The 12,152-nt window shown below is 70.3% G+C and carries 9 protein-coding genes; 6 read left to right on the top strand and 3 right to left on the bottom strand.

Annotated features, from left to right (window positions below; translation table 11 throughout):
• Nucleotides 1–97 precede the first annotated feature (97 nt).
• The gene (locus tag ABT296_RS14055; protein ID WP_351926768.1) at nucleotides 98–1,321 is read right to left on the bottom strand and encodes an NYN domain-containing protein; all 1,224 of its coding nucleotides are present in this window, start codon (nucleotides 1,319–1,321) and stop codon (nucleotides 98–100) included.
• 224 nt (nucleotides 1,322–1,545) lie between these two features.
• Here ABT296_RS14055 and ABT296_RS14050 point away from each other — a divergent pair, with 224 nt between their 5' ends.
• Nucleotides 1,546–1,710 carry a hypothetical protein gene (locus tag ABT296_RS14050; protein WP_351926767.1) on the top strand — a complete coding sequence of 55 codons (165 nt, stop codon included), beginning with the start codon at nucleotides 1,546–1,548 and terminating at the stop codon, nucleotides 1,708–1,710.
• 98 nt (nucleotides 1,711–1,808) lie between these two features.
• On the opposite strand, the gene dnaE is transcribed toward ABT296_RS14050, so the two are convergent.
• Nucleotides 1,809–5,348 (bottom strand): DNA polymerase III subunit alpha, encoded by a 3,540-nt coding sequence (gene dnaE / locus ABT296_RS14045; protein ID WP_351926765.1) that lies wholly within the window; start codon nucleotides 5,346–5,348, stop codon nucleotides 1,809–1,811.
• A 181-nt stretch (nucleotides 5,349–5,529) separates the two neighbouring features.
• Here dnaE and ABT296_RS14040 point away from each other — a divergent pair, with 181 nt between their 5' ends.
• The 4 genes from ABT296_RS14040 to ABT296_RS14025 all read left to right on the top strand — a co-directional run bounded on the left by ABT296_RS14040 (nucleotide 5,530) and on the right by ABT296_RS14025 (nucleotide 10,346).
• A complete protein-coding gene (locus ABT296_RS14040) occupies nucleotides 5,530–6,888 on the top strand; it encodes a DUF2252 domain-containing protein (RefSeq protein WP_351926763.1) in 1,359 nt (452 codons plus the stop codon).
• 96 nt (nucleotides 6,889–6,984) lie between these two features.
• Nucleotides 6,985–7,683, top strand: coding sequence for a hypothetical protein (locus tag ABT296_RS14035; protein WP_351926761.1), 699 nt, complete (start codon nucleotides 6,985–6,987; stop codon nucleotides 7,681–7,683).
• Nucleotides 7,684–7,751: 68 nt separating this feature from the next.
• Nucleotides 7,752–8,591, top strand: coding sequence for a thioredoxin domain-containing protein (locus ABT296_RS14030; protein ID WP_351926759.1), 840 nt, complete (start codon nucleotides 7,752–7,754; stop codon nucleotides 8,589–8,591).
• Between the two features lie 93 nt (nucleotides 8,592–8,684).
• The gene (locus ABT296_RS14025) at nucleotides 8,685–10,346 is read left to right on the top strand and encodes an alkaline phosphatase D family protein (RefSeq protein WP_351926757.1); all 1,662 of its coding nucleotides are present in this window, start codon (nucleotides 8,685–8,687) and stop codon (nucleotides 10,344–10,346) included.
• 17 nt (nucleotides 10,347–10,363) lie between these two features.
• Here ABT296_RS14025 and ABT296_RS14020 read toward each other — a convergent pair whose 3' ends face one another.
• On the bottom strand, nucleotides 10,364–10,936 hold the full coding sequence (locus tag ABT296_RS14020) for a dienelactone hydrolase family protein (RefSeq protein ID WP_351926755.1): 573 nt from the start codon (nucleotides 10,934–10,936) through the stop codon (nucleotides 10,364–10,366).
• A gap of 95 nt (nucleotides 10,937–11,031) precedes the next feature.
• Here ABT296_RS14020 and ABT296_RS14015 point away from each other — a divergent pair, with 95 nt between their 5' ends.
• Nucleotides 11,032–12,144, top strand: coding sequence for a mechanosensitive ion channel family protein (locus ABT296_RS14015; protein ID WP_351926753.1), 1,113 nt, complete (start codon nucleotides 11,032–11,034; stop codon nucleotides 12,142–12,144).
• The last annotated feature ends 8 nt before the right edge of the window (nucleotides 12,145–12,152 follow it).

Here is a 12,152-nt window from a genome sequence, read left to right as displayed (position 1 = left end):
CGGGGCCGAAGTGCCGGTGTCGCGCGCGTACTCACAAGGGATGAGAGTACGGGGTCGCGCGGCCGGACCCGGCCCCGGGGGCGGCGTATGTGCCGTTTCACTCCCCCGCGGGAGCGTGTTCGGCGGCCGTCCGTACATCGATCTCGCGCCAGAACCCGGCCCGGATCGCGTACCGGTCGTGCTCGTCGATCTGGTCGTCCTTGTGCGCGAGCAGCCCGAACCGGGCCGCGTAGCGCAGCAGTTCCCCGTCGACGCGGTGCGGGATGCGCGGATACATCCCGGAGAGCTTCTGCACATGGCTCTGGTCACCGAGCCGTTCCACCCACCGTCGGGCGAACACCTGTCCGACCTCGTAGGGGTCGCCGCCGACGGTGGTGATGTCCTCCTCGCGGTCCGCCCACCGCTGCTCGGCCGTGGTCAGTTGGGCGAGGGTCGGCATGGTGGCGATGTCGTGCGGTTCGGCGGCGGTGCCGGGCCGGTCGACCCAGCCCTTGTCGGAGGACCAGCGCAGGGTGGCCCCGGCCGGGTGCGGGTGAGCGGCGGGCGGGGCCCCGGGGCCGCGCAGGGCGGCCAGGTCCTTCGGCGTGGGGACGCCCTTGGGCGCCGGCACCCGCTCCGGCGCGCCGTTCTCCGCCGCCACGGCCGGCTGGCGGTGCTCGCGGTCCTCGGCGGGCCGCTCGGCCGCGGCGAGCGCGGAGTCGGGCAGGGGTGCGGAGAGGATCGCGGCGATCTCGGGCCGCGGGGCGGGCGGCGGCGCGCAGACCCCGCCGAGCTCCTTGGCGCGTACGGCCTTGGTGATCCAGGTGCGGTCCAGCACCCGCCGCTCGTCGGCCTCGGCGACCAGGTCCTCGGACTGGTTGTAGTCGCCGTCGGCGGCCTGTACGGCCCACAGGTGGACGGCGACCCCGTGTTCCTTGGCGGCCATCATGCCGGGCAGCAGATCGCCGTCCCCGGTGACCAGGACGATGTCGGAACAGGCCCGGTTGCGGGCCAGTTCGGTCAGCTCCGCGTGCATCGCGGCGTCCACGCCCTTCTGGGCCCAGCGTCCGTCGCTGCGGGTCAGCGCGCCGAGCCGGACGGTCACCCGGGGCATCACGCGCAGCCGGCGGTGCTCGGGCTGCGGTACGCGGTCGGGGGCGCCGTCGAACCAGTAGATGCGCAGCAGCGGGCGTTCGGTGTCTGACTCGGCCCGTTCGCGCAGGCCCTGGATGAGGGCGGCGTGGTCGACGGTGATCCGGGAACGGGACGGCTCCCCGGCGAGGAGGGAGGCGGCGGCCCCGAGCAGATACCCGGCGTCCACCAGGACGATGCAGCGGTCCACGCGGTCCACCCTCTTTCCGGGAGGTTTGCTTCGGGCTTCCTTCGAGTCTGCCCGACCGCGCGAAGGTTAACGGCCGGAACTCGATCTTCGGCGTGGCGTTTGGGGGTGCCCGGCTCGAACCAGCCTCGTCACGGTCGGTAATGATACGAAATGCGCTCTTTGTCAGCCTATGTGAGTCTGGTCGCGGCCCTGGCCCCTAGATCCCCCTCAGGAGGCAGATCACCATGGCCAAGAACAAGAAGAGTGACCGAAAGCAGCCGCAGTCCGAGCGCGGGGCGCAGCAGGCCCAGCAGTCCTCGATGGAGGCGCAGGCCGAGCAGCGGATGTCCCAGGTGACCCCGGGCGACCTGGCGCGCAAGGGCAAGCAGAAGAGGTTCGGTCACAACTGACATCTTCATAACGGGGCCTTTGAAGCCCAGGCACATGACGAGGGGCGCACCCGGACGGATGCGCCCCTCTCGTATGTGCCACCGACGGCGGCCTCGGCTCAGCCGGCCAGGCAGGACGGGCCGAGCAGCACCTTCAGGTCGCCGAAGAGCGCCGGGTCGGGCTTGACCCGGTGCCGGTCCAGGCGCAGGACCGTCGTCCGGGTCGGGCCCTGGAGCTTGATGCGGACCTCGCTGTCACCCCGGTGGTGGCTGAGGATCTCGCCGAGGCGGCTGACCATGGGCGGGGTGACCTTGACGGCGGGGATGGTCAGGACGACCGGGGCGTTGGTGCCGGCGTTGGACAGGTCCGGGACCTGCAGCTCCATGGCGACCAGCCGCGGCACGTCCTCGCGCTTGTCGAGGCGGCCCTTGACGAACACGACCGCGTCCTCGACGAGCTGCGTCGAGACGAGCTGGTAGGTCGCGGGGAAGAACATGCACTCGATGGACCCGGCGAGGTCCTCGACGGTGGCGATGGCCCAGGCGTTGCCCTGCTTGGTCATCTTGCGCTGGAGGCCGGAGATGATGCCGCCGATGGTGACGACCGCGCCGTCCGCGTGCTCGCCGCCGGTGAGCTGGGAGATGCCCGCGTCCGCCTTGTCCGACAGGACGTGCTCCAGGCCGAAGAGCGGGTGGTCGGAGACGTAGAGGCCGAGCATCTCCCGCTCCTGGGCGAGCAGGTAGGTCTTGTCCCACTCGTCGGTGGTGAACTCCACGTCCAGTCCGAAGCCGGGCTCGTCGCTCTGCTCGTCGCCCATGCCGCCGAACAGGTCGAACTGGCCCTCGGCCTCCTTGCGCTTGACCGCGACCACGTTGTCGATCATCGGTTCGTACTGTGCGGTCAGGCCCTTGCGGGTGTGCCCCAGGGTGTCGAAGGCGCCGGCCTTGATGAGCGACTCGGTGGTGCGCTTGTTGCAGGCGGCGGCGTCGATCTTGTCGAGGTAGTCGGGGAAGGAGGAGTACTTCCCCTTGGCCTTGCGGCTCTTGATGATCGACTCGACGACGTTGCCGCCGACGTTGCGGACGGCCTCCAGGCCGAAGAGGATCACGTCGTCGCCCTGGGCGGCGAAGTTGTGCACCGACTCGTTGACGTTCGGCGGGAGCACCCGGATGCCCATGCGGCGGCATTCGTTGAGGTAGATCGCCGACTTGTCCTTGTCGTCCTTGACGGAGGTCAGCAGCGCGGCCATGTACTCGGCGGGGTGGTTGGCCTTGAGGTAGGCGGTCCAGTACGAGACGAGTCCGTACGCGGCGGAGTGGGCCTTGTTGAAGGCGTAGCCGGCGAACGGGACCAGCACGTCCCACAGGGCCTGGATGGCCTCGTCGCTGTAGCCGTTCTTCTGGGCGCCGGCCTGGAAGATGGTGAAGTTCTTCGCCAGTTCCTCGGGCTTCTTCTTGCCCATCACGCGGCGGAGGATGTCGGCCTCGCCGAGCGAGTACCCGGCGATGATCTGGGCGGCCTTCTGCACCTGCTCCTGGTAGACGATCAGGCCGTAGGTGACGGCGAGGACCTCTTCGAGGGGTGCCTCCAGCTCCTTGTGGATCGGGGTGATCTCCTGGAGCTTGTTCTTGCGCAGCGCGTAGTTGGTGTGCGAGTCCATGCCCATCGGGCCGGGACGGTAGAGCGCGGAGACGGCGGAGATGTCCTCGAAGTTGTCGGGCTTCATCAGGCGCAGCAGCGAGCGCATGGGGCCGCCGTCGAACTGGAAGACGCCGAGGGTCTCACCGCGCTGGAGGAGTTCGAAGGTCGTCGGGTCGTCGAGCGGGAGGGCCAGCAGGTCGAGGTCGATGCCCTTGTTGGACTTCACCATCTTGACGGCGTCGTCCATGATCGTCAGGTTGCGCAGGCCGAGGAAGTCCATCTTCAGCAGGCCCAGCGACTCGCACTGCGGGTAGTCCCACTGCGTGATGGTCACGCCGTCGGTGTGCCGCACCCAGATCGGGGCGTGGTCGACGATGGGCTCGCTGGACATGATGACGCCGGCGGCGTGCACGCCCATCTGCCGGACCAGGCCCTCCACGCCCTTGGCGGTGTCGATGACCTTCTTGACGTCCGGCTCGTTCTCGTACATCGCGCGGATCTCGCCGGCCTCGCTGTAGCGCGGGTGGGAGGGGTTGGTGATGCCGTCGAGGTCGATGCCCTTGCCGAGGACGTCGGCGGGCATGGCCTTGGTGAGGCGGTCGCCCATGGCGTACGGGTAGCCCAGGACGCGCGCGGAGTCCTTGATGGCGTTCTTGGCCTTGATCTTGCCGTAGGTGCCGATCATGGCGACCTTGTCGGAGCCGTACTTCTCCGTCACGTACCTGATCACCTCGACGCGCCGACGCTCGTCGAAGTCGATGTCGACGTCGGGCATGGAGATGCGCTCGGGGTTGAGGAAGCGCTCGAAGATCAGGCCGTGCGGGATGGGGTCGAGGTCGGTGATGCCCATGGCGTAGGCGACGATCGAGCCGGCCGCGGAGCCTCGGCCGGGGCCGACCGCGATGCCCTGCTTCTTGGCCCACATGATGAAGTCGGCGACCACGAGGAAGTAGCCCGGGAAGCCCATCGAGATGATGGTGTCCATCTCGTACTCGACCTGCTTCATGCGGTCGTCCGGGATGCCCTCGGGGAAGCGGCGGTGCATGCCGCGCATGGTCTCCTCGCGGAACCAGGAGACCTCGGTGTAGCCCTCGGGGATGTCGAACTTGGGCATGAGGTTCTTCTCGACGAACATGCCCGTGGTGTCGACCTGCTCGGCCACCAGGAGGGTGTTGGCGCAGCCCTCCTGCCAGGCGTCCGAGGAGTCGATGGCGTACATCTCGTCCGTGGACTTCAGGTAGTAGCCGGAGCCGTCGAAGCGGAAGCGGTCGGGGTCGGAGAGGTTCTTGCCGGTCTGGATGCACAGCAGCGCGTCGTGGGCGGTCGCCTCGTGCGCGTAGGTGTAGTGCGAGTCGTTCGTCACCAGCGGCGGGATGCCGAGCTTCTTGCCGATCTCCAGCAGGCCGTCGCGGACCCGGCGCTCGATCTCGATGCCGTGGTCCATCAGCTCCAGGAAGTAGCGGTCCTTGCCGAAGATGTCCTGGTACTCGGCGGCCGACTTCAGGGCCTCGTCGTACTGGCCCAGGCGCAGCCGGGTCTGGAGCTCGCCGGAGGGGCAGCCGGTGGAGGCGATGAGCCCCTCGGACCACTGGGAGATGGTCTCCTTGTCCATCCGGGGCCACTTCTGGAGCCAGCCCTCGGCGTAGGCGTCCGAGGACAGCTTGAAGAGGTTGTGCAGACCGGTGGAGTTCGCCGCCCAGATCGTCTTGTGGGTGTAGCCGCCGGAACCGGAGACGTCGTCCCGCTTCTGGTGCGGCTGGCCCCACTGGATCTTGCGCTTGTTGCGCCGGGACTCGGGGGCGACGTACGCCTCGATGCCGATGATCGGGGTGACCCCGGACTTCTTCGCCGTGTGGAAGAAGTCGTAGGCGCCGTGCAGGTTGCCGTGGTCGGACATGGCAATGTGGGTCATGCCCATCTCGTTGCACGCGTCGAACATGTCCTTGAGCCGCGCGGCACCGTCCAGCAGCGAGTACTGGGTGTGGACGTGCAGGTGCGTGAACGGCGGCTTTGACACGGCTGCGGCCTCCAAGGCGAACGAACGACGACGGATGTCCGACCGGCTGCGGACAGTCTGGGGGACAGCGTCGAAGTCTAAGCCTCGGCACTGACACACGCCGGGCACTCGCGCGTACCTTCGTGCGTTGGAGACGGCAGAGACGCTGTCGTACATGCACTGCACCAGGAGGCACCCAGCGATGTCGGTCCCGAAGCTCAGCGACGAGCAGCGCGGCGAGGAGATCCTCGCCGTATTCGACACCGCGTTCGGCGAGCTCCTGGCCGCCGACCCGGCCGCCTTCCGGGTGAAGTTCCGGAAGATGGCCGCCTCGGCGTTCGCCTTCTACCGGGGTACGGCGTGCCTCTTCTACCACGACCTGGACACCGCCAACGGCGGGGAGGGCGCGCCGGGCGGGTCGCGGATATACAGCGGTCCGTTCCTGGACGAGCGCACCTCGCGCGTGTGGATCCACGGCGATCTGCACGCGGAGAACTTCGGCACGTACATGGACTCCACCGGCCGTCTGATCTTCAACGTCAACGACTTCGACGAGGCCTACGTCGGCCCCTTCACCTGGGACCTCAAGCGGTTCGCCGCCTCGGTGGCGCTCATCGGGTACGCCAAGGCGTTCAGCGACGAGCAGATCACCGACCTGGTCCAGGTGTACGCGGGCGCCTACCGGGAGCGGATCCACTCCCTGGCAGCCGGCGCCAAGAGCGACGAGGTGCCGCCGTTCACCCTGGACACCGCCCAGGGGCCGCTGCTGGACGCGCTGCGCGACGCCCGCTCGCTGACCCGGTTCGGGCTGCTGGACTCGATGACCGAGATCCGGGACTTCGAGCGCCGGTTCGCCCCGGGCGGCGGCTCCGTCGAGCTGGACGCCGCGACCCGCTACAAGGTCCTCGCCGCGTTCGACGGCTACCTGGAGACGCTGCCGGAGTCCTCCCTGGCCCGCCCGGACTCCTACCGGGTCAAGGACGTCGTCGGCCGCCGCGGCATCGGCATCGGGTCGGCGGGGCTGCCCTCGTACAACATCCTGCTGGAGGGCAACAGCGACGCCCTGGAGAACGACGTCGTGATCTACATCAAGCAGGCCCAGACCCCGGCCGTCTCCCGGCACATCACCGACCCGGCGATCCGTGAGTACTTCCAGCACGAGGGCCACCGCACGGTGATCTCCCAGCGCGCCCTCCAGCAGCACGCCGACCCCTGGCTCGGCTGGACCGAGCTGGACGGCGCCGGGCAGTTGGTCGCGGAGGTCTCGCCGTACGCCGTGGACCTCGACTGGAGTGACATCGACGACACCGAGGAGATCGCGGCGGTCGTCGCCGACCTCGGCCGGGCGACGGCGACGATGCACGCGGCGGCGGACGACACCTCCGGCGAGTCCCTGGTGCCGTTCTCCACCGAGCGGGCCATCGACGCCGCCCTCGCGGCCGACGAGGACGGCTTCGCCGGGCTGCTGGTGGACTTCGCGCACGCGTACGGGGCACGCGCGCGGGCCGACCACCAGATCTTCGTGGACCTGTTCCGCAACGGCCGGATCCCCGGGCTGTGAACCGGTCCGCGAGAACCGCTCCGTGAGAGCCCTGCTGTGACGGCGGGGGCGCTCACAGGGTCCCTTACGCCCCTCCGTGCCAGACTCTCCAGCGCTATGGACATATCCGGGACCCAGTTGCGAGCGCTCCGCGCGGCGCTGTTCACGGCACTCGTCGTGACGCTCAGCACCGCGTCGCACGTTCTGCTGTCCCGGGCCCCGCTGCCGCTGAACACCGTGGCGCTGGTCGCCGTCACGGTGTTCGCGGTCGCCTACGCGCTGGCCGGACGGCAAGAGCGCGGCTTCGGCCGGATCGCCGCGCTACTGATCCCGCTGGAGCTGGCCGCCGACACCCTCTTCACCGCCGGCCAGCACGCCTGTTACGGCGCCGCCGGCGGCCCGGTCACCGGCCCCCTGCGCTCGGTCGGCCTGAATCTGCTGTGCGGCGACGGCACCCGGGTCGGCACCGCACTGACCGCCGTCGGCGAGCGGACCGGCACCGACCGGATCGCGGCCCTGCTCGCCCACTCCGACCCGAGGACCGCCTGGCTGCTGCTCGGCGCCCACCTCACCGTCGGTCTGCTCGCCGCCGCCTGGCTGCGCCGCGGTGAGCGCGCGCTGGCCCAGCTGCTGCGGGCCGTCGGCGCCACCACCTTCCGGCCGCTGCTGCTCGCGGTGGCCGCCGTGACCGTCCGGCCGGCCCGGTCGGCGCGCCGGGTGCCGCGCCCCCGCCGCCGTACCACCGCCGCCCGTGAGCGGCTCCTCGTGCACTCCCTGGGACGGCGTGGACCGCCCCGCTCGGCCGCTTTCGCCTGAGCAGAACCGGTCCACCCCTATGTATTCCGCACACACTGCGTGTGCGCTTCCCCATGGAGAAAACAGACATGAGCAAGCGGAACAGCCAGGCGGCGAAGTCGGCGGCGCGCGAGCGGCTGCGCGTCGAGCGCGAGCGCGAGGCCAAGCGGGCGAAGGTCAAGCGGCAGGCCGTGGTGGCCTGCTCGGTCGTCGGTGTGCTGGCCGCGGCCGGCGGTATCGGCTACGCCGTCGTCCAGTCGAACAAGCCCAGCCACTGGGAGTCCCTCCAGGACGCGAAGGTCGTCGCCCCGGCCAACACCACGGGCACCAACGGCACGACCGTCGTCATCGGTGAGGACAGCGCGAAGAAGACCCTCAAGATCTACGAGGACCCGCGCTGCCCGATCTGCGCCTCGTTCGAGCAGACGGTCGGCTCGACCGTCGACAAGGACGTCGAGGACGGCAAGTACAAGATCCAGTTCGTCGGCGGCACCTTCCTCGACGGCGACCAGCTGGGCGACGGCACGGTCGGCAGCAACGGCGAGGGCTCCAAGAACGCGATGAGCGCGCTCGGCGCCGCGCTGAACGTGAGCGGCGAGGCGTTCCTCGACCTCAAGACGGCGCTGTACTCCGAGAAGTGGCACCCCGAGGAGTCGGACGACAAGTTCAAGGACGACGACTACCTGATCGAGATCGCGGACACCGTCGACGCCCTGAAGGACAACGCGAAGTTCCGGAACGCCGTGAAGAACGGCACCTACGACGCCTGGGCGCTGGCCATGTCGAAGACCTTCGACACCAACAAGGACGAGGTCACCGGCACCCCGAGCCTGGTGATGGACGGCAAGATGCTCACCACCGACCAGGGCAACCCGCCGTTGACGGTGGACGAGTACACCACGCTGGTGAACGCGGCGCTCAAGGGCTGAACCGGCCCCCCGGGCCGAACCGGAGCCGAAGAGCGGGCGAACTTTCGCGAGTTCGCCCGCCCTCGTTCATACCGCTCAGTAACCTGATGGCTCGTGACCAGTCGACACAGATCCCACGAGCCGCTCAACTCCCTCTCCCCGCGCCGCCGTACGGTCGTCAAGGCCGCGGCGGCCTCCGCTGTCCTGGCCGGACCGCTCCTCGCCGCGGCGCCCGCCGGCGCCGCCGGCACGGCACCCGCGTTCCTGCACGGCGTGGCCTCCGGCGACCCGCTGCCCGACGGCGTCCTGCTGTGGACCCGGGTGACCCCGGTGCCGGAGGCGATACCCGGCTCCGGGCTCGGCCCGGACACCGAGGTCGCCTGGACCGTGGCCACCGACAGGGCGTTCACCCAGGTCGTCGCCGAGGGCTCCACCCGGGCCACGGCCGCCGCCGACCACACCGTCAAGGCGGACATCCGCGGTCTGCGGCCCGCCACCGACTACTGGTTCCGCTTCTCGGCGGGCGGCACGACCTCCCCGGCGGCGCGTACCCGCACCGCGCCGGCGGCGGACGCGGCCGTGACGGGCCTGCGCTTCGGCGTCGTCTCGTGCGCCAACTGGGAGGCCGGCCACTTCTCCGCGTACCGCCATCTCGCCGCCCGCGGCGACCTGGACGCCTGGCTGCACCTCGGCGACTACATCTACGAGTACGGCACCGGCGAGTACGGCACCCGCGACACCGTCGTACGGCCGCACGCGCCGGCGCACGAGATCCTCACCCTCGCCGACTACCGCACCCGGCACGGGCGTTACAAGACCGACCCCGACCTCCAGGCGCTGCACGCGACGGCGCCCTGCGTGGCGATCTGGGACGACCACGAGATCGCCAACGACACCTGGTCCGGCGGCGCGGAGAACCACACCGAGGGCGCCGAGGGCGCCTGGGCGGACCGTCAGGCCGCCGCCAAGCAGGCCTACTTCGAGTGGATGCCGGTGCGTCCGGCCGTCGCCGGCACCACCTACCGGCGGCTGCGCTTCGGCAAGCTGGCCGATCTCTCCCTGCTGGACCTGCGGTCCTTCCGCTCGCAGCAGGCGTCCGTCGGCAACGGCGGTGTGGACGACCCGGAGCGCTCGCTCACCGGGCGCGCCCAGCTGGACTGGCTGAAGGCGGGCCTGTCGGCCTCCGACACCACCTGGCGGCTGGTCGGCAACTCGGTGATGATCGCGCCGTTCGCCATCGGCTCGCTCGCCGCCGACCTGGTCAAGCCGCTCGCCGAACTGCTCGGACTGCCCAAGGAGGGCCTCGCCCTCAACACCGACCAGTGGGACGGCTACACGGACGACCGCCGTGAACTCCTCGCCCACCTGCGCGCGAACGCGATCCGCAACACCGTGTTCCTGACCGGCGACATCCACATGGCGTGGGCCAACGACGTCCCGGTGAACGCCGGCACGTACCCGCTGTCGGCCTCGGCGGCCACGGAGTTCGTGGTCACCTCGGTGACCTCCGACAACCTCGACGACATCGTGAAGGTCCCCGAGGGCACGGTCTCCGCGGTCGCCGCGCCGGTCATCAGGGCCGCCAACCGGCATGTCCACTGGGTCGACACCGACCGCCACGGCTTCGGCGTCCTGGACATCACCGCGGCCCGCGCGCAGATGGACTTCTACGTCCTGTCGGACCGCGCGAAGGCCGACGCCACGGCGTCCTGGGCCCGCTCGTACCGCACCCGCACCGGCACCCAGAAGGTGGAGCGCACCTACGACCCGGTGTGATCCGCGCGCTGCCGGCGTCAGCCGAGCGAGTCGAGGAAGCCGAGCGCCACCCGCCAGGTGGCCTCGGCGGCCTCGGCGTCGTAGTCCGGCAGGCCGGGGTCGGTGTACAGGTGACCGGCCCCGGCGTACCGGTAGATCTCCACGTCGGCGCCGGCCCGGCCCATCTGGAGGTACCAGGCGCTCAGCCAGTCGTCGGTCTCGTACGGATCGGGCTCGGCGACGTGCAGCTGCACCGGCAGTTCGTCCACCGCGGCGTTCGGCGCGATGTCCGAGGTGCCGTGCAGGAGCAGCAGTCCGCGGGCCTTGTCGTCGCCGAGGGCGAGGGTCTGCGCGACGGAGGCGCCGAGCGAGAACCCGGCGTAGACCAGGCCCCGTTCGGAATAGGGGGCGGCGGCCAGCACGGCCCGCCTGAGCAGTTCGTCCTTGCCGATCGCCTCCTGGGCGGCCATGCCCTCCTCGACCGTGTCGAACGTACGGCCCTCGAAGAGATCCGGCGTCCAGACCTCGTGTCCGGCCTCGCGCAGCCGGTCGGCCGCCTGCCCCACCGCGGGGCGCGGACCGAAGGTCGAGTGAAAGAGCATGATGTTCATGGGGCCATGGTGCCAGCCGGGTACGGCAGCGCCGTGTCCGGCGTCTCAGAGGGCCGGATGTTCAGCACCCCCGGATCGCGGTTACGTTCGAAGGCATGGAGAACGTACTCCGACCACTGATCGTGATCGGCGGCTCGGTCGTGCTCACCCTGCTCATCGGGTGGGTCACGGACGTGCTGCTGAGCAAGGCCGACCGCCGGCACTCCGAGACGCCCCTGTGGGGTCTGCTGCGCCGGGCCCGTGTCCCGTACCAACTGGTGCTCTGCGCGGCCCTGCTGAGGGGCTCCTACGACTCCGCCAAGGTGCTGGAGGAGCACCGGATCGGGATCGGCCAGACGCTGACGCTGGTGCTGATCGGCTCGACGGCGTGGCTGGTGATCCGGATCGCGGGCGCGGTCGTCGAGACGACGTACAGCCGTTACGCCCGCGTCCACCGCGACGCGGCCCGGGTACGGCGGGTGCGGACCCAGGTGACGCTGATCACCCGGGTGGTGGCGGCGGTGGTCGGCGTGGTCGCCGTGGCCGCGATGCTGCTGACGTTCCCCGCGATGCGGGCGGCCGGCGCCTCGCTGCTGGCCTCGGCGGGGCTCATCGGCATCGTCGCGGGTGTGGCCGCGCAGTCGACGCTGAGCAATATGTTCGCCGGGTTCCAGATCGCCTTCGGCGACATGGTGCGCATCGGCGACACCGTGGTGGTGGACGGCGAGTGGGGCACGGTCGAGGAGATCACGCTGACCTTCCTGACGGTGCGGACCTGGGACGAGCGCCGGCTGACCATGCCGGTGTCGTACTTCACCTCGAAGCCCTTCGAGAACTGGTCCCGGGGCGGCATCCAGATGACCGGCATCGTCTACTGGCACCTGGACCACTCGGCCCCGATGGACCTGATGCGCGAGCAGCTCCGCGACATCCTGCGCGCGTGCCCCGCCTGGGACGGCCGCTCCTGCGACCTGACGGTCACCGACGCCACCCCGAACACCATCCAGGTACGGGCGCTGGTGACGGCCAAGGACGCCGACGACATCTGGACGGTCCGGGTGACGGTCCGCGAGCAGATGATCCGCTGGCTCTCGCGCCACCACCCCTACGCGCTCCCCCGGGTCAACACCGCGGACGCCGCCCTGCCCCCGGGCATCCCGGCCCCGCTGCGCTCCCCGGACGGCGCCCCCTCGCGCCGCGCCCACGAGCCGCCGCGCACGGGCCGCTGACCACCGCG

Source organism: Streptomyces sp. NPDC000983, from assembly GCF_040299205.1.
Taxonomy (GTDB): domain Bacteria; phylum Actinomycetota; class Actinomycetes; order Streptomycetales; family Streptomycetaceae; genus Streptomyces.
This window is presented reverse-complemented; position numbering and strand designations above follow the sequence as displayed.